General features: G+C 74.0%; 15 protein-coding genes. 7 read left to right on the top strand and 8 right to left on the bottom strand.

Annotated elements, in window-relative coordinates:
* Positions 1-61: 61 nt before the first annotated feature.
* The 3 genes from JYA75_RS10900 to JYA75_RS10890 all read left to right on the top strand — a co-directional run bounded on the left by JYA75_RS10900 (position 62) and on the right by JYA75_RS10890 (position 2,171).
* The gene (locus JYA75_RS10900; protein WP_043796674.1) at positions 62-451 is read left to right on the top strand and encodes a nuclear transport factor 2 family protein; all 390 of its coding nucleotides are present in this window, start codon (positions 62-64) and stop codon (positions 449-451) included.
* Positions 452-540: 89 nt separating this feature from the next.
* A complete protein-coding gene (locus JYA75_RS10895) occupies positions 541-1,080 on the top strand; it encodes a flavin reductase family protein (RefSeq protein ID WP_029545566.1) in 540 nt (179 codons plus the stop codon).
* Between the two features lie 101 nt (positions 1,081-1,181).
* A complete protein-coding gene (locus tag JYA75_RS10890; RefSeq protein WP_043796671.1) occupies positions 1,182-2,171 on the top strand; it encodes an LLM class flavin-dependent oxidoreductase in 990 nt (329 codons plus the stop codon).
* Between the two features lie 133 nt (positions 2,172-2,304).
* Here the strand turns inward: JYA75_RS10890 and JYA75_RS10885 are convergent, their stop codons facing one another.
* The 4 genes from JYA75_RS10885 to dnaK are packed head-to-tail and all read right to left on the bottom strand — an operon-like array spanning position 2,305 to position 6,400.
* Entirely contained in the window at positions 2,305-2,712 is a 408-nt protein-coding gene (locus JYA75_RS10885; RefSeq protein WP_006945118.1) for a helix-turn-helix domain-containing protein, read from the bottom strand.
* Entirely contained in the window at positions 2,712-3,890 is a 1,179-nt protein-coding gene (gene dnaJ / locus JYA75_RS10880) for a molecular chaperone DnaJ (RefSeq protein WP_168579988.1), read from the bottom strand. Before dnaJ ends, JYA75_RS10885 begins: the two co-directional genes overlap by 1 nt.
* A 33-nt stretch (positions 3,891-3,923) precedes the next feature.
* Entirely contained in the window at positions 3,924-4,559 is a 636-nt protein-coding gene (grpE, locus tag JYA75_RS10875) for a nucleotide exchange factor GrpE (RefSeq protein ID WP_006945115.1), read from the bottom strand.
* Entirely contained in the window at positions 4,556-6,400 is a 1,845-nt protein-coding gene (gene dnaK, locus JYA75_RS10870; protein ID WP_006945114.1) for a molecular chaperone DnaK, read from the bottom strand. Before dnaK ends, grpE begins: the two co-directional genes overlap by 4 nt.
* Positions 6,401-6,641: 241 nt before the next feature.
* Here dnaK and JYA75_RS10865 point away from each other — a divergent pair, with 241 nt between their 5' ends.
* Positions 6,642-7,139 carry a hypothetical protein gene (locus JYA75_RS10865; protein WP_029545573.1) on the top strand — a complete coding sequence of 166 codons (498 nt, stop codon included), beginning with the start codon at positions 6,642-6,644 and terminating at the stop codon, positions 7,137-7,139.
* 72 nt (positions 7,140-7,211) lie between these two features.
* On the opposite strand, the gene JYA75_RS10860 is transcribed toward JYA75_RS10865, so the two are convergent.
* From JYA75_RS10860 to JYA75_RS10845, 4 genes are all read right to left on the bottom strand, one after another.
* Entirely contained in the window at positions 7,212-8,114 is a 903-nt protein-coding gene (locus JYA75_RS10860; RefSeq protein ID WP_044476423.1) for a hypothetical protein, read from the bottom strand.
* Positions 8,115-8,267: 153 nt separating this feature from the next.
* Positions 8,268-9,719, bottom strand: a complete 1,452-nt coding sequence (locus JYA75_RS10855; RefSeq protein ID WP_050035742.1) for a dynamin family protein — start codon at positions 9,717-9,719, stop codon at positions 8,268-8,270.
* Positions 9,716-11,542 (bottom strand): dynamin family protein, encoded by a 1,827-nt coding sequence (locus JYA75_RS10850; protein ID WP_006945110.1) that lies wholly within the window; start codon positions 11,540-11,542, stop codon positions 9,716-9,718. Before JYA75_RS10850 ends, JYA75_RS10855 begins: the two co-directional genes overlap by 4 nt.
* Before the next feature lie 118 nt (positions 11,543-11,660).
* A complete protein-coding gene (locus JYA75_RS10845) occupies positions 11,661-13,817 on the bottom strand; it encodes an IniB N-terminal domain-containing protein (protein WP_203330015.1) in 2,157 nt (718 codons plus the stop codon).
* A gap of 246 nt (positions 13,818-14,063) precedes the next feature.
* Between JYA75_RS10845 and JYA75_RS29105 the strand changes: the two genes are divergently transcribed.
* From JYA75_RS29105 to JYA75_RS10830, 3 genes are read left to right on the top strand one after another with little or no spacing between them, the layout of a single operon-like run.
* Positions 14,064-15,908 carry an Hsp70 family protein gene (locus tag JYA75_RS29105; RefSeq protein WP_203330014.1) on the top strand — a complete coding sequence of 615 codons (1,845 nt, stop codon included), beginning with the start codon at positions 14,064-14,066 and terminating at the stop codon, positions 15,906-15,908.
* Between the two features lie 3 nt (positions 15,909-15,911).
* Positions 15,912-18,386 (top strand): LuxR C-terminal-related transcriptional regulator, encoded by a 2,475-nt coding sequence (locus JYA75_RS10835; protein WP_203330013.1) that lies wholly within the window; start codon positions 15,912-15,914, stop codon positions 18,384-18,386.
* Positions 18,377-19,903, top strand: a complete 1,527-nt coding sequence (locus tag JYA75_RS10830; protein WP_203330012.1) for a hypothetical protein — start codon at positions 18,377-18,379, stop codon at positions 19,901-19,903. The genes JYA75_RS10835 and JYA75_RS10830 overlap by 10 nt, the downstream gene beginning before the upstream one ends.
* The last annotated feature ends 42 nt before the right edge of the window (positions 19,904-19,945 follow it).

Genomic DNA, 19,945 nt, shown 5'->3' with positions numbered 1-19,945 from the left:
TCCACGGTGCCGCTAGCGTCGACTCGTCTCGCGACGAACCGTCGATCCCACAGGAGCAGCCATGACCACGTCCGGCACCGTCACGCACGCCGAACGCATCCGCGCCACCGTCGTCGAGTATCTGGCGGCCGTCGCCGACGGCAGCGGCGCCGACATCGCTGCGCTGTATGCGGAGGACGCCACCCTCGAGGACCCGGTCGGCTCCGCGCCGAGGACCGGACGGGCGGCGATCGCCGAGTTCTACCGCGCACTCGAGGGCTCCCGGCGCGCGACCGAACTGCTGGCGCTGCGGGTGACCGGGTCGTGCGCGGCGTTCCACTTCCGGGTCGTCACCGAGACCGGGGGCCGGGTGCACGAGGTCGAGCCGATCGACGTGATGACCTTCGACGACCAGGCCCGGATCACGAGCATGCGCGCCTACTGGGCGCCGTCGGACATGCGGCAGCGCTGAAAGCCCCGGCACGGTCCGCCGGACGCCGGTCGCAACCCGCCGCCGGAATGACGGACACTGGAGAGATACCGAACGGCGAGAGGAACCTTATGAGCGCGGAACACACGGTGCTCGATCCCCGGACGATGCGCGACGTGCTGGGCAACTTCTGCACCGGCGTCACCGTCGTGACCGGCCACGACGGCCGCGAACCGCTGGGTTTCGCGTGCCAGTCGTTCGCGTCGGTGTCCCTGGATCCGCCGCTCGTGTCGTTCTGCCCCGCCCGCACGTCGCGGACCTGGCCGAAGATCCGTGAGATCGGCACCCTCGCGATCAACGTCCTGGCCCACGACCAGCGCGACACGTGCATGGCGTTCGCCGTCAGCGGCGGCGACAAGTTCACCGGCGTGGACTGGACGCGCGGCGACAACGGCGCGCCCGCCATCGCGGGCGCGCTGGCCCGCATCGAGGCCACCGTCGAGGCCGAGCACGACGCCGGCGACCACACCATCGTCGTCGCGCGTGTGACGGGGCTGACCGCGCTGCACGACGACGGACCGCTGTTGTTCTACCGCGGCGGCTTCGGCAGGTATGCGGGCGAGACGCTCCTCGATCCCCGCACCGCCACCGACGTGAACCCGGTGCGGTGAGCGGCGAGGCGCACGTCACGGAATAGTGGACCGGCCGGTGTGGTTGGACCGATCGTGTGCCCGGATCCCGAACCCGGGCCCCGGACACGCGAAGGATCCAGGTGACCACACCACTATCGATTCTCGACCTGGCTCACATCGGCCGCGGCGAAACCGCGCGCGACAGCTTCGCCGCGAGCGTGGACATGGCGCAGCGCGCCGAGCGGTGGGGCTACCGCCGCATCTGGTACGCCGAACACCACAACATGCCGACCATCGCCTCGTCGGCCACCAGCGTGCTGATCGCGCACGTCGCCGCCCACACGTCCACGATCCGGCTCGGCGCCGGGGGCATCATGCTGCCCAACCACTCGCCGCTGACCATCGCCGAGCAGTTCGGCACCCTCGAGACGCTGCATCCCGGCCGCATCGACCTCGGTCTCGGCCGCGCCCCCGGCAGTGACCAGAACACCCTGCGGGCGCTGCGCCGCGACCCGTCGTCGGCCGACAGCTTCCCGCAGGACGTGCTCGAGCTGCAGGGCTACCTGCGCGGCACGTCGCGCATTCCGGGCGTCGACGCCGTCCCCGGCAAGGGCACCGACGTGCCGCTGTACATCCTCGGCTCGTCGCTGTTCGGGGCGAAACTCGCCGCGCTGCTCGGCCTTCCGTACGCGTTCGCGTCGCACTTCGCGCCGCAGGCGCTCGAGGACGCCGTCGCGCTGTACCGGCGCGAGTTCCAGCCGTCCGAGCAGCTCGCCGAGCCGTACGTCATCGCAGGCGTCGGCGTGATCGCCGCGGACACCACCGACGAGGCGAATGCACTGTTCGAGGCCACCAAGCGACAGCGCATCCGGCAGATGCTCGGCCGCGGCCGCACCTTCACCGACGACGAGGTCGAGATGCTGCTCGACGCCCCCGCCGGGCAGCAGGTGCTGCAGATGCTGCGGTACACCGCCGTCGGCACCCCGGCCGAGGCGCGTGCCTACCTCGACCGCTTCACCGAGCGCGCGCAGGCCGACGAGCTGATCGTGGTGTCGTCGGCGCCCGGGCGCAAGGCGTGGCTGCGTTCGCTCGAACTGCTCGCCGACGTCAGCGGGCTCGTCCCGGCCTGAACGGCCCGTGACCGCCCGTGACCGCCCGTGACCGCCCTGAACGGCCGAATGTCACATCGTGTCGATCTGATCGACGCGATGTGACATTCGGCCACAACGGTATTGGGTGACCGAGGCCGGAGGGGCCGAGCACCTACCTGTCGCGCTGGTGCTTCGGCTTCCAGACCACCAGCGCGTTGCTGCGCGGCACCGGCACCAGCGCGCGGCGCGACGCGTGCAGTTGCGCGATCTCGGCTGCCATCTCGGACAGCCGCTGCTGCAGGGCCTCGACCTGATTGGTCAGCTCGATGATCCGCTTGATGCCCGCGAGGTTCACGCCCTCGTCCTGCGACAGGCGCTGCACCTCACGCAGCAGCGCGACGTCGCGCGGGGAGTAGCGGCGCCCGCCGCCCCGCGTGCGGTGCGGGGTGACGAGGCCGAGCCGGTCGTAGTTGCGCAGCGTCTGCGCGTGCATGCCGGCCAGTTCCGCCGCCACCGAGATCACATAGACCCGGGCGTCCGGGTCCATCGGCGAATCGTGCCGGTTGCGGTTCTCGCTCATCATGCACCTGCCCAGCCCGCCCGCGGATCGAAGCCGCTCGCCTGCTCCGCGTGCATGTAGATCCGCAGTGCGTCGATCGCCTGGTCGTCGAGGTTCTGGGGCACGGCCACCTTGACGGTCACCAGCAGGTCGCCGGCGCCGCCCCCGCGCTTGGGGACGCCGCGCCCGCGTACCCGCAGCACGCGCCCGTCGGCCGTCCCGGCCGGGATCTTCAACCCGACCCGGCCCTCCAGGGTGGGGACCGAGACGGTGGTGCCGAGCACCAGCTCGCCGTAGCTGACCGGCAGCACCAGCGTCAGGTCGTCGCCGTCGCGGCCGAACACCCTGTCGGCGCGCACGTGCACGGTGACGAACAGGTCGCCGGGCGGGGCGCCGCGCAGTCCCGCCTCGCCCTGACCGGCCAGCCGGATGCGCTGGCCGTCCCGGACCCCGGGTGGGATCCGCACCGTGATGGTGCGGGTGCGGTTCTGGATGCCACTGCCGCGACAGTCCGTGCAGGGCTCGTCGATGATCGACCCGGTGCCCCGGCAGTCGTCGCACGGCTCGGAGAACCCGAACGCACCCTGGTTGCGCGAGACGATGCCACTTCCGTTGCAGCGCGGGCACACCCGCGGGCTGGTGCCGGGTCGGGCGCCACTGCCGTGGCAGGTGGTGCACGGCGCCGGGCTGGTCAGCCGCAGCGGGACGGTGACGCCGAGGGCCGCGTCGCGGAAATCGAGCGTGGTCTCGGCGTCCACGTCGGACCCGCGCCGGGGCCGCGACGTGGTGCGCGCGTCACCGCCGCCGGTCCGGTTGAACAGGCCGCCGAACAGGTCGCCGAGACCGGCGTCACCGGCCCCGCCGCCGCCACCGAACAGGTCACCGAGATCGAAGGTGGTGGTGCCGCCGGAGAACCCGCCGCTGCCGGCGCCGGGACGGAACCCGCCGCCGAAGCCGCCGGAGGCGAACATCTGCCGGGTCTCGTCGTACTCCTTGCGCCTGGCCGGATCGGACAGCACGGCGTACGCCTCGCTGACCGCCTTGAAGCGCTCCTCCGTCCGGGTGTCGCCGGGGTTGGCGTCGGGATGCAGATCCCGCGCCAGCTTGCGGTAGGCCTTCTTGATGTCGTCGGCCGACGCGTCGGAGGAGACACCCAGCTCCTTGTAGAAGTCCTTCTCGATCCACTCCCTCTGGCTCACCGGGCGTCTCCTCCTCTCGCTGTTTCCCTGTACTTACTCGTTGTCCGCACCGGAGGCCGGCTTTTCCGCCGGTGCGTCGCCCGCGTCCGTCACGGTCACCATCGCGTGCCGCAGGATCCGCTCACCGAGCCGGTATCCCTTGCGCAGCACCGTGTCGAGCACCGGGTTCGCGCCGTCGCCCTCCATGTGCACGGCCTCGTGGATCTCCGGGTCGAAGGCGTCGCCCTCGTCGCCGAAGGGCTGGAGTCCCAGGCCCGACAGGACGCCGTTCAGCTTGTCCGCCACCGACTTCAGCGGCCCCTGCTCGAGGTCGCCGTGGGCGCGGGCCCGGTCGAGGTCGTCCACGACGTCGAGCAGCTGGGTGACCACCGAGGCCTTGGCCGCCTCGGTCGTGACCACCCGCTCGCGCTCCACGCGACGCCGGTAGTTGGCGTACTCCGCGGTGAGGCGCTGCAGGTCCGCCGTGCGCTCGGCCAGCTGAGCCGACTCGGGCGACGGTTCGGCCGCGAGTGCGGCCTCCTCGTGTTCTCCCGCAGCCGGAGCCTCGGTGTCCGCACCGCCGACGGGCTGCGACCCGGTCTCCGGGTCGCGAACCTCGAAGGTGTCGGGGTCGATCCGACGCTTGTCGGTGACGGTCACCGGCTCCTGCTCGGGCTTCTCCGCCGTCACTTCTTCTCCGAGTCGGTCGGCTCGTCGACGACCTCGGCGTCGACGACGTTGTCCGAGCCGGCAGCCGCGCCGTCACCGGCGGCAGCACCCGCGTCGGCGGCCTGCGACTCGTACAGGGACTGGCCGAGGGCCTGCGACTCCGTCGCGAGCTTCTCGACGGCGGTCTTCACCGCGGCGATGTCCGTGCCGGCGAGGGCGTCCTTGGTCTCCTTGATCGCGGCCTCGACCTTGCTCTTGGCGTCGGCGGCGACCTTGTCCCCGTTCTCCTGGAGGAACTTCTCGGTCTGGTGCACGAGCGACTCGGCCTGGTTGCGGACCTCGGCCTCCTCGCGACGCTTGCGGTCCTCCTCGGCGTGCGCCTCGGCGTCCTTGATCATCCGGTCGATCTCCTCCTTGGAGAGGCCGGAGCCCTCCTGGATCTTGATCGTGTTCTCCTTGCCGGTGCCCTTGTCCTTCGCGGTGACGTGCACGATGCCGTTGGCGTCGATGTCGAAGGTCACCTCGATCTGCGGGACGCCGCGCGGAGCCGGGGCGATGCCACCGAGCTCGAACGAGCCGAGCAGCTTGTTGTGCGCCGCGATCTCACGCTCACCCTGGAAGACCTGGATCTGCACCGACGGCTGGTTGTCGTCGGCCGTGGTGAAGGTCTCGGAGCGCTTCGTCGGGATGGTGGTGTTGCGCTCGATGAGCTTGGTCATCACGCCACCCTTGGTCTCGATGCCGAGGGACAGCGGGGTGACGTCGAGCAGCAGCACGTCCTTGACCTCGCCCTTGAGGACGCCGGCCTGCAGGGCGGCGCCGACGGCGACGACCTCGTCCGGGTTCACGCCCTTGTTGGGCTCACGGCCACCGGTCAGCTCGCGCACCAGGTCGGTCACGGCGGGCATGCGGGTCGAGCCGCCGACCAGGACGACGTGGTCGATGTCCTTGACGGAGATGCCGGCGTCCTTGATGACCTGCTGGAACGGCGCGCGGGTGCGGTCGAGCAGATCCGAGGTGATCTTCTGGAACTCGCTGCGCGAGAGCTGCTCGTCGAGGAACAGCGGGTTCTTGTCCGCGTCGACCGTGATGTACGGCAGGTTGATGGACGTCGACTGCGAGCTCGACAGCTCGATCTTCGCCTTCTCCGCGGCCTCGCGCAGACGCTGCAGGGCCATCTTGTCCTTGGTCAGGTCGACGCCGTGCTGTGCCTTGAACTTCTCGACCAGCCAGTCGACGACGCGCTGATCCCAGTCGTCGCCACCGAGGTGGTTGTCGCCGGAGGTCGCGCGGACCTCGACGACGCCGTCGCCGATCTCGAGCAGGGACACGTCGAAGGTGCCGCCACCGAGGTCGAAGACCAGGATGGTCTGTTCCTTCTCGCCCTTGTCCAGGCCGTAGGCCAGCGCCGCGGCAGTCGGCTCGTTGACGATGCGCAGCACGTTCAGGCCGGCGATCTGCCCGGCCTCCTTGGTGGCCTGCCGCTGTGCGTCCTCGAAGTAGGCGGGGACGGTGATGACGGCGTCGGTGATCTCCTCACCGAGGTAGGCCTCCGCGTCCCGCTTCAGCTTCATGAGCGTGCGCGCGCTGATCTCCTGCGAGGTGTACTTCTTGCCGTCGATCTCCACGGTCCAGTCGGTGCCGATGTGACGCTTGACCGAGCGGATGGTGCGGTCGACGTTGGTGACCGCCTGGTTCTTGGCGGGCTGGCCGACCAGCACCTCGCCGTTCTTGGCGAAGGCGACGACCGACGGGGTGGTGCGCGATCCCTCGGAGTTGGCGACCACTACGGGCTCGCCGCCCTCCAGAACGGAAACGACGGAGTTGGTGGTTCCGAGGTCGATACCGACCGCACGAGCCATAGTGTTTCTCCATTCTTCGCTGCGGCACACCGGTGTGCCGCATAGGTGTCCTTGCACAACCTGAGCCGGATCGGCTCAGCTGAGCGCAGTCGACTCAAGCTTGCACCCGCCCGGAATCCCGAGTCAAGTCAAAGTTGAGCCTGTGACGCTCAAGTTGTCTGCTTCCTCCAACGGCAGACCGCCCCGCGATGTTCCCTTTGTGACTCGGATCACAAGAATTGCGGGAGGCTACGATCCCGGGGTGAGCACGCGCCCGCAGCCGCCCCGCCCGGAGTTCTCCGTCACCCCGCTGCACCCCACCGCCTCCCCCGCACCGCGCGTCGGCGCCGCGGTCTCGGCCTGGGTCCTGTCGTTCGTCGTCTTCGCCGGACTGCTCGGCGCCGTCCTCCTCGACCGCGAACCCGTCCGGGACGCCCTCGAGCACTCGCTGCGCAGCGCCAACCCCGGCACCACCGCCGAGAGCATCGCCGACACCGTCGCCCTCACCCTCGCCGGTTTCGCCGCCGCCGGCCTGCTCCTCGTCCTGCTCGCCGTCGTCTTCCTCGAACTCCTGCGCCGCGGCCACCCCCGGGCACCCCTCGCGCTCGCCGTCGTCTCCGCCGCCACCGTCGTCACGGCCGTCGCCGCCCGCAGCGTCCTCGCCGACGCCGGCGACGCCACCGCCGGCGTCCTGCTGTGGGCTCCCCTGCTCTGGGCCGGGCTCACCGTCGTCGGCGCCGTCGCGGCCCGGCGTCGCTGACGCCGGAGCCAGCCACACAGCTGTCGGACATCGACAACCGTCGCAACCGCTGTCGAGGTCCGGGAGTTGTGTCTACCGTCGGGCACGTTCGGCAGCCCGAGCCAGCCGCTCCAGCACGACGTCGAACCGGAACAGTTCGGCCCACGTCCAGCGCACCACTTCGAGACCCAGCTCCCGGATCGCATCCTCCCGCAGCTTCTCCCGCCGTACTACGTCGGCGGCCACACCCGGTGCCCCGCTTCCGTACTTGCCCATGCCGTCGAACTCGCCGACGATGCCGGGGTCCTCCCAGAAGAAGTCGACCCGGGCGACGAAAAGGCCCGCGGGCGTGCGCAGCTCGTGCTGCAGTTCCGGCGGGCGAGTACCTGCCTCACGCATCCGCAGGCGGCTGAGCGACTCGCCAGGGCTCTCGCTACGCCCGTCGAGGAGACCGGCGATCCGGCGCGCCGCGGCGATTCCCGCCCTGCTCCCGGCCGCGTCGAGCACGGCCCGGAGGTCGAGTGCCGGGTGCATACGCATCGCCGAATCCCCGATCACCACCGCCTGCTCGGGCGGCAGGGTACGTGCGAGGTCGACGACGGTCCGGGCTGCGGAGGTGACGGGCACACCGTCGACGATCTCGACGTCATCGACGGCCAACAGTGCCGCGTGCGAGTGCAGATGCGTGGTGCGACGCGCACCCGTGGCACGGTTGTGCGTGAGGTGGACCCGGGAAAGGTCGGCGTCCCAGACGTCGAACCCGTGGACGATCGCCGCCGAAACATGGCTGATCGCGGCTCTCGATCCGAGCGCACACCGGACGGCGCGAATCCGGGCACGGTGCAGCTCGGTCGCGTCGAGCGTTTCAAGGACGGTGCGGGAAAGGTAGGCACCGGGAGCGATGCGCTGGAGTTCGCCCGTGCGTAGCGCCTGGCGAAGTTCTGCCTCCGTGGTCCCGGAGGCGAGGGCGGCGGAGCGGAGGATCGGATCGACCATGGCGTCGAGTCTGAGATCGATCCGGCCCGGTCGAGGCGACACGGAACCCGCAACCGCGAATCTGTGGATGAGTGCTCCGACTGTGGACAAATGTGTCCACATGCGTCTCGGACTTCGACAACCGTCGCGACCGTTGTCGAAGTCCGAGACCTGTCAGCCTGCGACGTCGGCGAGGATGCCTTCCCCGCTGCGCGCCGCCACGCTGCACGCGTTCGCGGTGAACCGGTCGAGCAGGGGATGCTCGGCGCGGGCACGCCAGGTGCGGACGGCGGCGACGCCGGCGGCGTGGATCTCCGCGGCGGTCGCCTCCGGCCCGAGACCCAGCCGCTGGGCAGGACCGATACCGAAACCGCCGATCAGCCGCTGCAGTTCGAGCAGGTCGTTCTCGCTCAGCGCGACCCGGGTCGAGCGCAGGCGGCCGAGCAAGCGCAGCTCGGTGAAGCCGTGGACGTCGGCGAGCAGCCGCTGCACCGAGGCGAGCAGCGGGCCGTCGCGGTGGGCGCGCAGGACCCGTTCGAGCGACATCAGCGCCGAATGCGCCTTGAGCTGATCGGCGCGCTGGCCGAACTGCACGTCGATCACCTGACGCAGTTCGTCGAGCCCGCTGCGCGCCACCAGTTCCGCGGCCAGCGTCGGCGAGTCCCGTACCCCGAGATGGATCAGCGTGACGGCCATGCGGATCCCGAACAGGCCGAACCGGTCGACCAGGTGCGCCCGCGTCCCCGGATCGACAGGCAGCGCAATGTCGGGGCGCGCGAACCGATCCGCCGACAGCATCGCCACCTGAAGATCCTGCGACGGCACCTGCGCGAGCGCCTCGAACGCGGCGAACTCGCTCTGCCGCAACGTCCGCGCGCCCAGCGCGAGCAGCCCCGCGACCGGCACGACGGCCTGGCACAGTCCGGTGCGCTCGAGCTCGCCCGCGAACCGGGCCGCGACCTCCTTGGCGGACATCATCGCGTCCATGCGGCCGGCGCCGACCTCGTCGGCGCGGGAGACCACGCCGATCACGCCGAGCGGACCGGACTCGCCGCCCACGTGCTGGCCGATCCGGCCGAGGAACTGCACGTCGGCGGCACCGAGGGTGCGCATCAGGTAGACGACGGCGTCGGCGCCGGACGCTTCGTCGTCGGGGGTCAGCAGCTCGAACGTCCGGGCCGAGACGTCCTGTGACAGCGACGACGTGCCCGGAGTGTCGATGATCGTGGTCTGGGCGAGCGCACTGGCGGGCCACTCGACGTCGATGCGGTCCACCCGGTCCGCGGTCAGCTCGCCGAGGTCGAAGGTGAGCCGGCCGTCGCGGCGCTGCACCGGCACCGGGAGGATCCGGTCGCCGTCGTAGCGGGCGGTGACCGAGGGGGTCGAGCCGCTGCGGTACCACGTGACGACGCGCGTGCACTCGGTGGCGTCGGTGGGGGCGATGTCCTGCCCGACCAGGGCGTTGAGCAGCGTCGACTTGCCGGCCTTGAGAGAGCCGGCGAGCGCGACGCGCAGCGGCTGCTCGAGCCGCGCCGCACACAGCGCGAGCTGCTCGGCGGCGCGCGGGTCGCCGCCGTACCGGGCACGCGCGTGGGCGACGAGCTCGCGGGCCTGCTCGACGCTCACGCGCCGGCCCCGGCCAGCTGCGCGGCCCGCTCGCGGAGGGTCGTCAGCGCACGCACGTGCGTCTCGAGTTCGGCGATGCGGCGCTGCCGCTGCGCCTCCTCGACCGTCGCGGCCTCCTGCGCGGCGCGCAGCGACTCGGACAGCGACCGCAGCGTCTGCTCGGCCAGCTCGGTGAAGTGGTCGCGCAGCTGGCGCTGGATCAGCCGGAGCCGGTCCTTCGACTCCTTGCCCACCTGGAAGCCGACGTCGTCGGTGAACTTGCGGACGGCGACCTTGGCGTCGGCGCGGCGCTTGGCGATGCGCGCCTGCTTGTCGTCGCGATAGGCCTTGGTGCCGAGCACAACTCCCGCCCCGACGGAGATCGGGTTGACCAGCGCCATGCCCATGAGCGTGGTGATGAGCCCGAACATGAGCACGCCGCCGTAGGAGCCCTTCATTCCCACGAGCATCTTCTGGCCGACGCCGATGCGGCCCGACTCGAGGTCCGAGAGCCGGGAGACGGGCTCGAGCAGCCCCTCGAGGTCGCCGAGGCGCAGATCCGGCAGGTCCACCGCACCGCTGTCGGCGAAGTGCCGGGCGACGACCTCCGCGAGCCACACCGAACGTTCGTGGGCCCACACGAAGTTGTCGCCCACGGATTCGGCGACCTGCTCGCCCAGCCATTCCCCGATCCGCGGCCATTCCTCACCGGGGTCGCATTCGTCGACGGTGGCCTCCGCCTCGCGGGTGACCCGGCGCAGCCGGTCCCGCAGGTCGTGGTCGATGTCGGCGGCGAGGTCGGCGATGCCGTCGGCCAGGGTCTGCTGCCACTGGGCGGCCCGGGTGCGCAGCGCCTCCGCGGCGGACTTGGCGCGCTGCAGTTCCGCGACGGCCGCCGCACCGGTCTCGGGGTCGCGCAGCGCCGCGAGCTCGCTGCCCAGGCCGAGCGCGACGTGTTCGACGACCGACTTCACGTCCAGCGCGACGGACCGCCGGGCGGCGTCGGCGCCGCGCGCGACGACCCGCTCACGGAGGAACCCGTACACCGATTCGAAGCCCGACTCCTCGTGCAGCGACGCGTCGTCGAGGCGCAGGGCGTGACTGCGCAGCAGCGACGAGACGGGCAGCAGGGGCACGTCGAGGCCGGCGCGCTGCAGGTGCCCGCGGTCGGCGGCGACGATCTCGCGCCAGTGCGGGTACAGGTCCGTCTTGGTGATCAGCACCGCTGCGGCCGGGCACAGCTGCAGCACCTGCCGCAGGAAGCTCAGCTCCGGCTCGGTGAACTCCTGGCTGGCGTCGGAGACGACGAACACCGCGTCGGCCGCCGGAAGCAGACCCAATGTTGCTGCGGCGTGCGGGTTTCCGTGCCCGCCGACACCGGGGGTGTCGACGAGGACGAGACCGTCGGCGAGCAGCGGGCTCGGCACGTTCACCTCGAGCCGCAGCACTTCCCGGCCGCCCGCGCGCGGCGTGCCGGGCGTGACGTGCTGCAACTCGTCGATGGGCAGGTCCACCCGGACGGGATCGCGGCCGGGCTCGGCGAGCACGAGTTCGGCGAAGGTGCGGTCGGCGTTCTGCACGACGGTGGGCACCGCGGTGGTCTCGTCGTCGCCGACCGAGCACACCTCGAGGTTGAGGAGCGAGTTCACGAACTGGCTCTTGCCCTGTTTGAGCTGGCCGACGACGACGACCCGCAGCCGGGGGTCGACGACGCGAGTGCGCGCCGCCTCGAGCCTGGCGGCGAGGTCACCGCGCTCGGCGGCGCGGATGTGTTCGGCGGCCGCGTCGATCAGTTCGACGAGGGCCGCGCGGCGAGCGGCGGCATCTGCGGACGACGTGTGCATGGTGATCGCTTCGACTCGCCTTCTGTCGGAGTGCGGGCTGCACCGAGATTATGTCCTCCGCGACGAACGCCGGCCCCGCGTGGTGCACGCGGGGCCGGCGCCGGGTCCGTGCGGTGGGTCAGCCGAGGAAGGTGTCGAAGTCGGAATCGGTGCCGACACCGGCGCCGGCGTCGATCCCGCCGTGCAGATCGGCGTCGGCACCGGTGTCGGCGGAACCGAACAGGCCACCGGTGCCGCCCGCGCTGCCGAAGACGTCGCCGGCGTCGATGGACGACCACGCGTCCGTCGTGCCGTCGAGGGCTCCCGAGAGCTGGCCACCGAGCTGCGAGGTGCCCTCGGCCGCGCCGCCGAGGCCCGTACCGAGCGCACCGCCGGCGTCCGTGGCTCCCTCGAGCCCGCCCGTGACGGCGCCGCCGACCTGCGACGCGCCGCCCGCGGCGCCGTCGAGGCCACCGCTCAGGCTGCCGCCCAGGTCGGTCGCGCTGCCCAGGCCGCCCGCCAGGCCACCGGTCAGCTCGCCGCCGAGGTCCGCGGCACCCTCCAGGCCACCGGTCAGGCCGCCGCCGAGCCCCGCCCCGAGATCCGCGGCGCTCCCGAGCCCGCCGGTCAATCCACCGGCCAGGTCCCCGCCCAGGTCCGCTGCCCCGTCGAGCCCGCCCGTCAACCCACCGCTCAGGCCGCTGCCGAGTCCGGCGCCGAGGTCAGCGACGGTATCCAGTCCCCCGGACACGCCGCCGGCGAGGCCGCCGACCGCCTCGCCGCCGCCGGCGAGCTGCCCGCCGAGGTCGAGCGCGCCGTCGAGGGCGTAGCCGAGCTGGCCGGTCAGGTCCGCGTCGGCGCCGAGACCGCCGCCGAGGGTGGTGGCCAGCTGGGAGCTCAGGTCCACGGTGGAGTCGAGCGTTCCGCCGAGGCCGGCCTCGAACACCCCACCCAGCGCGGAACCGAGGTTCGCGCCGGCTTCCCCGCCGACGGAGAACGCGGAGCCGAGCACCGCGGAGAGGGTGCCGTCGGCGCTCGATTCGACGGTCGTCGACAGGTCGAGCGCGACGTTGAGGGCGTTGCCGAGCTCGAGGGTCGCGGAGTTCTCGAGACCGAGCGCGCCGCCGAGGAGGCCGCCGACCGCGGTGCCGAGGTCCACGCCGCCGGAGGCGTCGCCGCCGAGGAGGGCGCCGAGGTCGATGCCGCCGACGAGCCCGCCGTCGGCACTGCCCTCGAGTACGGCGCCGAGGGTGCCACCGAGATCACCGGCGACGGAGCCGCCCGCCTCGAGCAGCGCGGACAGGGAGGCTCCGAGTCCCGCGGTCACGCCGGTGAGGGCGTCGAGGCCACCGCCGAGGTCCAGGCCACCGGCGAGCCCGGTACCGACCTCGAGGACGGATTCGAGGGCGCCGCCGAGCTGTCCGGCGAGGTCGGTGCCCAGGCCCAGCGTGCCGCCGAGGGTCGCGCCGACGGCCGTCGCGAGGTCCGCGCCACCGGCGAGGGCCGCCTCGACCGCGGTGGAGAAGCCGCCGCCCGCGGCGAGCGCGGTGTCGAGCAGACCGCCCAGCGCCCCCCCGAGCTGGCCGCCGAGCTCACCGCCGACGCCGAAGGCGGCCTCGAGCGCACCCGACAGGTCCAGGGCGGTCCCGGCCGTCGCGCCGAGCGCCGCGTCGAGCGCTGTACCGAGGTCCGCGACGACGCCGGTCGCGGCGTCGAGCCCGAGGCCACCGGCGAGGGCGCCGGAGAGCGCCGCGCCCAGGTCCAGGTCGCCCGCCAGGTCGAGCGCGCCGGAACCGATGCCGCCGAGCGCGCCGCCCGCGCCGAGGGCCGCACCGAACGCCGCACCGAGCGCGGCACCGAGATCGCCGCCGAGTTCCAGGGCCGCGCCCAGCGTGCCGGCGAGATCGGCGGCCAGCTCGGCCGCGAAGTCGGTGTCGAGGCCGAGACCGCCGCCGAGGCCACCGCCGACGGCACCCGCCAGGCCGAGCCCCGCGCCGCCGGCGAGACCGAGGCCCGCGCCGCCGGCCAGGCCACCGGTGAGACCACCGGCCGCACCGGCACCGATCGCGCCGGCCGCACCCGCCGCCCCACCGAGCGCCGCGGTCAGCTCGGCGGCCGTCCCCGCGAACAGTCCGCTGTCGGCGACCAGGGGCGCGACGGCGACGATGTCGGCGTGGCACACGTCGGCGAGACCGGCCTGGGCCAGGGCGGCGTCGGGGTTCGCGCAGTAGCGGGCGAGGGCCTCTTCGTCGCGCAGCAGGCTGAGGATGAAGTCGAGCACAGCGTTGGTGGACATCGCATCTCCTGAGGTCGGTGTTCTGCGATTCACGCTACGAACGGCCCGTCCCCCGCCCAAGGGGGCGGAGTCCCCCATCGGTCCGGGGCCCGTACGGGGGCGGGGGTTAGGGGATCGGGACGGATAGGGGGATCGCCCCCGCGCCGGGGCCGAAGGTCTCGAATCGGGCTAACGACATCGTGTCCGATTACGACATCCAACGCGACACGGCGGATCCGTCCGCCCCGACCAGGGGAGCGAAACGACATGGCAACAGGACTCGGAGTCACGATCGGTTCGGCGGACTCGGTGGCGGCCACCGCGTTCGATCGCGCCGACACGTACCGCCCGGTCGTCCTGTCCCGCGCCAGCGAGCTGCACCTTCCCGCCGACGACGCGCCGCACCTCGGTCGTCGTCCGGCCGCGCCGGGTTCGCTGGTGTTCACCGACTTCGTGAGCCGGGTCGGGGATCCGGTGGGGGTGCTCGCCGACAACGGGGCGTCGTACTCCGGGGAGGACCTCACCGCCACGGCGATCGGCTGCCTGGTGCACGAGGCGTCGCGTGACCTGCCGGAGGCGCCCACGATCACGGTGGCGCATCCGGCGCCGTGGGCCGGCTACACCGTCGATGCGTTGCGCGATGCGCTGTCGCGGGCCGGTCTGCCCGACGTGACGCTGATGCCCGAACCCGTCGCCGCGGTGCGCTGGCTCGACGCCGCCCAGGGCCCCCTCGGCGACGGCGTGGTCGTCGTCTACGACCTCGGCGCCCGCACTCTCGACGTCTCGGTGCTGCGCACCGGCGCCGAGCCGGTGCTCCTCGGTCGCCCGATCGGCAGCGAGGACGTGTGCGGCGGTCACCTCGACCACCTGGTCACCACCCATCTGCTGGACACCGTGCGCGACGACGTCCCCGACTTCGATCCGTTCGCCGCCCCCATGACGGCGGCGCTGGCCGAGCTGCGTGCCCGCGCGACGGCCGCGAAGGAACAGCTGTCGACCGACACCGAGACGGTCGTCGCGATCGACCTGCCCGGCGTGCGGCGGGACGTGCGTCTCGTCCGCGACGAGTTCGAGGAACTCGCCCGCGGCCCGCTGCAGGCGTCGATCGCGCTGGTGCACGAGGCGCTGCGCGGCGCCGGGGTCGAGCCGTCCGACGTGGGGCGGGTGCTGCTCACCGGTGGCGGCGGCGCGATCCCCCTGGTCGCCGAGCTGATCTCGGCGGAGCTGGGCATTCCGGTGGTCGCCGGCCCGCGGCCCGCCCACACCGCCGCCCTCGGGGCAGCCCAGCCGCCGGTGAGCTCGGCAGCGGCCCAGCCGCCGACGGTGAGCTCCGCGGCCGCGGCGACCGTCACCCCGCCGGCGGACGACGAGGTGCCCACCACCGCGCTGCCCGTGACGACCCTGCACGACCGGCCGGCCGAGACGGTCTCGCCGGTTCGCCCGGCGATCGTCCCGGCCCCGGCCGCCGCGGCGGTGGCGCCGGCGCCTTCCCGTTCGCGGCGCTACGTGCTCGCCGGGGCCGCGGCCGCTGCGCTCGTCGTGCTCGGCGCGGGTGGTCTCGCGATGGGCACGCTCGGCACCTCCGACGCGTCGGAGACCGGTGCGGGCGTCGCCACCTCCGAGACCGTCCCGGGCGCGACCCCGGCCTCGGCGGGGGGCCCGGCGACGACCGCGACCACCGGGGCCGGCACGAGCGGCACCACCCCGGGTGCGGCACCGGGCACCCAGGCCGCGGCCACGGCGGCGACACCCGGGGCGCCGGGCACCGTCGCCCCCGCCGGGAGCATTCCCGCCGGCACCCCCGCGCCCGGTGCGGCGCCGGGAGCGCCGGCCCCCGGTACCCCCGCGCCCGGCACCCCCGCCCCCGGCACCGTCGCCCCGGCACCCACGACCACGGTCGTCCCCGCCCCCGCGCCGGCTCCCGCTCCCGCCCCGGCGCCCGCGCCGTCCCCGAACTACGGCTCGCAGGTCGGTGACGCGCTCGGCGGCGCCGGTCAGGGTGCCGGCGCGGTCCTCGACGGCACCGGCAACGCGGTCGGCGGCGTCGTCGACGGGGTCGGTGGTGCCGTCGGTGGCGTCGTCGACGGTGTCGGCGGACTCCTCGGCAACTGACCGATGCCGCAGCCCACCCCCCTGCCGCGCGACGTCGCGCACGCCGTCGCCGCGACCCCGCCGCGGCTGCTGCTCACCGGTCCCGCCGGCAGCGGCAAGTCCGCATTGCTGTCCTCGGTGCGGCAGACGCTCGCCGGCCGGGGCCTCACCGTCGGAACCGATCCGCGTTCCCCCGCGCCGGCGGCGCTGGTGGTCGACGACGCGCACACCCTGCCCGCCGAGTCGGTCCTCGCGCTCGCCGAGCAGGTGCGGCGCGGCGAGCGGCCGGTGGTCGTCGCGACGGAGCCGCGGCCGCACCGCAGCGATCTGCGGGCGCTGCTGTCCGCGTTCGGCGCGCACTCGGCGCTCGTCGAACTGCACCCCCTCAGCCCGCGCGAAATTGCCGGTCGCGCAGCAACTCTCGGTCTCACCCCGCGCCCGGAACCGATCCGCGCGGTGCACCGGCTGACCGGCGGCGCCCGCGACGTCGTCGACGCGGCCCTCGCGGCGTTGCGCGACGGCACCGATCCCCGGCGGGCCGCCGCGGCCCGCGTTCGCGACCGCCTCGGCGGCGGCGACCCCGACCTGCCCCGGGTCCTGGTCCTCGCCGGCCTCGGCGGCACCCTCGACCCGCTCGAGGTCGCCACCGTCCTCGGCGTCGACGCGGACCGCGCCCGCGAGCTCGTCGACGCCGCGCGGGCCAGCGGCCTGCTCACCGTCGACGGCGACGTCCCGATCCCCGCGGCCGCCGCGGTGCCCGCCGCCGTCCTCGGGACCCACGCCGTCCGCACGCTGGCGCACCGGCTGGCGGCGCTGCGCCTCGACGCGGGGCTGCTGACCGCGGACGCCGCCCGGGCTCTCGCCGAGGCCGGGGTGGCCGACGCCCGCCTCGCCGCCCTTCTCGTGACGCTCGCCGACGCGGCCGAGCCCGCGCAGGCCCGCACGCTGTACGACGCGGCGATCCGTGCCGGCGCCGACGCCGATGCGCTGGACGTGCGCCGCGCCGAGGCCGCCGGGCTCGCCGGCGACCTCGCCACCGCCGGACAGCTCACCGACCGTCTGCTCGACCGGGCCGGTGCCCTGCCCGCCGGCGAGCTGGCCGCCGCCACCCGCATCGCCGCGACCGTCGCCGCGCGCCGCGGCATGCTGGGGCGCAGCGCGGATCTGTACGAGTGGCTCGGCCCCGAACGGGCCGGCGCCGACGCGCCCATCGCCGCGACGGTGCTGCTCGCCGCGGGCCGCCCGGGCACCGCCGCCCGGTTCGGCACAGAGGCCGCGGCGCCGACGTCGTCCGCGGCGGCCGCGCAGCTGCTGGCCGCGGGCCTGCGCGAGTCCGTCGGCGGCGACGGGCGCGTCGCGATGAACACCCTCACGCGGGCCCTCTCGGTGCACGGGGCGACCGACCGGACGCGGCTGCTGCCCGACACCCCGGAGGCGATCACCGCGCTGCTGTGCCTGCACTCCGGCGAACTCGCCCACGCCGGCGCCGTGCTCGGCCGCGCCACCGCGGCGCCGTCCGTGCGGCACCGCCTGCTCGCGGCGTGGACGGCGCTGATCGGCGGCGACCTGCCGGCCGCGACGGCCGCCGCCGACGAGCTCGCCCCCCACGCCACCGAGCAGCGGGACCTGCTGTTCCTGCACGGGCTGCGGGTGGGCCTGGCCCGCCGAGGCGGCGACGTCGGCGCGCTGACCGCCGCCTGGACCGCGGCGCAGGGCGTGGTGGCCGAGTACTCGGTGGACCTGCTGAGCCTGCTGCCGCTCGGCGAGTTGTGGCTCGCCGCGGTCCGGCTCGGCGAGGCCGACCGCATCGCCCACCTGGTCGGTCAGGCCCAGGATCTCCTGACGACCCTCGACGAACCGCCGCTGTGGGGCGCGACGCTGCACTGGTACGGGGTGCAGGCGGCCATCGCCGCGGACCGGCCCGCGGAGCTGCTGCCGCACGCCCGGGCCCTCGGGGCGGCGGCGGAGACCACCGCCTACGCGGCCGCCCTGGCCCGGGCCGGGCAGGCCTGGCTGCGGGTGCTGCAGGGCGATGCCGACCCCGCGCGCGTGCAGGCGGCCGCGGAATCGCTCGCCGCGATCGGCCTGCCGTGGGACGGGGCGCGGTTGGCCGGCGAGGCCGCGCTGCGCGTCGACGACACGGCGACGGCGACGGCATTGCTCCAGGTCGCACGGGCCGTGCGGCACCCGTCGGCCGCGCCGCGCACCGCCGCGCCCACGCCCACGCCCGCGGCCGACGCGCCGGCGGCGCCGAGCCCCCTGTCGGATCGGGAGGCGGAGGTCGCCGACCTCGTCGTCGCCGGCCTGACCTACCGCGAAGTAGGGTCGCGCCTGTACATTTCCGCGAAGACTGTCGAGCATCACGTCGCGCGCATCCGGCGGCGGCTCGGCGCCGGCTCGCGATCGGAGCTCATCTCGATGCTCCGTGCGCTCGGCCACGGCGCCGAGGTTCGGCAACCGGCAACCAGTGGGAACGGGGGGATTTCTGCATGTCCGTAGGCGTGGGCCTGAGAGTCGGCACCATCGTGTCCGCCGTGGCCGTCACCTCCGCCGAGGGCATCCGTCCCGACCCCGAGCCGGTCGAACGCCTCACCCGTCTGCACCTGCACTCCGACGGCACGGCAACGCTCGGCGTCCGTGACCCCGGCGCCGCCGACGAGTGCAGCTCCTTCTCCGGCTTCGTCGACCGAGTGGGCGAACCGGCCGGGGTGCGCGCCGAGGACGGCGCCCTCTCCCGCGCGGAGGACCTCGTCGCGACCGCGATGGAATGCCTGCTCGCCGACGCCGCACCCCTGGTCGGCGACGCCCCGGCGACCGTCGCCGCCGCACATCCCACCGCATGGTCGCCGGCGACCGTGGCGGTGCTGCGCAACGCTCTCGACTACGTCGGGCTGCGGCACGTCACCCTGATCTCCGACGCCGAGGCCGTCGCGGCCTGGTTCGAGTCCCGGGTCGCACAGCAGAGCGGCCGGCTCGTCGCCGTCTATCACCTCGACGCCGGCGGATCGACGGTGACGCTCGTGCGGTCCGGTGTCGCCGCGGGCCGCTCGTTCCGTTACCCCGAGGGGGACGCCCCGTCGGTACCCGCGCAGCTGTCGGCCGCGCTCGGCGCGTTCGGCTGGCTCGTCAGCAACCTCGACGCCGTCGTGATCAGCACCGAGGAGCCGGTGGACCCGTCGGCGGCGCAACTCGTCGCGCAGACAGTGAAGGCCGGTATGGGCGTGCGGTGCGTGCTGCCGCCGCAGCCGCAGCACGCGGTGGTGCGGGGCGCGGCGCTCGCCGCCGCGGCCGGTTCCGCGGACATGCTCGGCGCCACCCGGATCATGCCGGCGGTCCGCACCGGCGCCGCGGCGCGCACCCAGCTCGACCCCGTCGCCCCCGTCGAGCCGCCCGTCGCGGCCACGGCCCCCGTCGCGGCGGCCGGCACTGTCACAGCGGCCGGCACTGTCGCAGCGGCCGGCACCGAGGCGGACGCGGTGCCCGGGGGCCCGGACCGGGCCCCGCACAACCGGCTGGTCGTCGGCGGCGCCGTCGCGGCGGCCGTCGCGCTGCTCGTCGGGATGGGCGCCCTGGTGTTCTCGCTGCGGGACACCCCCGCGGACACACCCGTGCGGGAGGCGGGCGCCGCCTACGAGTCGCTGTCGAGCGCGGTGCAGGTGCCCCCGAGCACCGGCACCCCGACCGGTACCGCCACCACCACGACGACCGCCCCGGACGCGGCGCCGGCCACCGTCGACTCCGGGCTCGTGGCGCTCACCCCCGCCCCCGGCACCGCCGTCGAGGCCGCGCCGCCGAGCACGTCGGCCCGGGCCACGATGTCCCGGCCGGCCCCGTCCACCACCACGCGGTCGACCACGGTCGCACCGACCACGAGCGAAGCCACCCGCGAACGGGACCGGCCCGCCCGGACGACGACCCCCACGACCGTCGCGCCGACCGGGACGTCAACGTCGACGCCCCCCGAAACCACGGAACCGGACCCAACGGACACGACCGGTTCCGAGGCGGCAGGGTGACCCTCCCCGTCCCGTACGCTGTCACACGGTTGTGTCCGCTTC

Origin of the sequence: Rhodococcus sp. PSBB066 (genome assembly GCF_017068255.1) — a bacterium.
In the GTDB taxonomy this organism is placed as follows: domain Bacteria; phylum Actinomycetota; class Actinomycetes; order Mycobacteriales; family Mycobacteriaceae; genus Rhodococcus; species Rhodococcus aetherivorans.
This window is presented reverse-complemented; position numbering and strand designations above follow the sequence as displayed.

Excerpts from the sequence above, each read along its gene's own strand:
- dnaK (WP_006945114.1), bottom strand. The coding sequence starts at position 6,400 with ATGGCTCGTGCGGTCGGTATCGACCTCGGAACCACCAACTCCGTCGTT.
- JYA75_RS10845 (WP_203330015.1), bottom strand. The coding sequence starts at position 13,817 with ATGTCCACCAACGCTGTGCTCGACTTCATCCTCAGCCTGCTGCGCGAC.
- JYA75_RS10860 (WP_044476423.1), bottom strand. The coding sequence starts at position 8,114 with ATGGTCGATCCGATCCTCCGCTCCGCCGCCCTCGCCTCCGGGACCACG.
- JYA75_RS10835 (WP_203330013.1), top strand. The coding sequence starts at position 15,912 with ATGCCGCAGCCCACCCCCCTGCCGCGCGACGTCGCGCACGCCGTCGCC.
- JYA75_RS10900 (WP_043796674.1), top strand. The coding sequence starts at position 62 with ATGACCACGTCCGGCACCGTCACGCACGCCGAACGCATCCGCGCCACC.
- JYA75_RS10895 (WP_029545566.1), top strand. The coding sequence starts at position 541 with ATGAGCGCGGAACACACGGTGCTCGATCCCCGGACGATGCGCGACGTG.
- JYA75_RS10885 (WP_006945118.1), bottom strand. The coding sequence starts at position 2,712 with ATGAGCGAGAACCGCAACCGGCACGATTCGCCGATGGACCCGGACGCC.
- JYA75_RS29105 (WP_203330014.1), top strand. The coding sequence starts at position 14,064 with ATGGCAACAGGACTCGGAGTCACGATCGGTTCGGCGGACTCGGTGGCG.
- JYA75_RS10850 (WP_006945110.1), bottom strand. The coding sequence starts at position 11,542 with ATGCACACGTCGTCCGCAGATGCCGCCGCTCGCCGCGCGGCCCTCGTC.
- JYA75_RS10830 (WP_203330012.1), top strand. The coding sequence starts at position 18,377 with ATGTCCGTAGGCGTGGGCCTGAGAGTCGGCACCATCGTGTCCGCCGTG.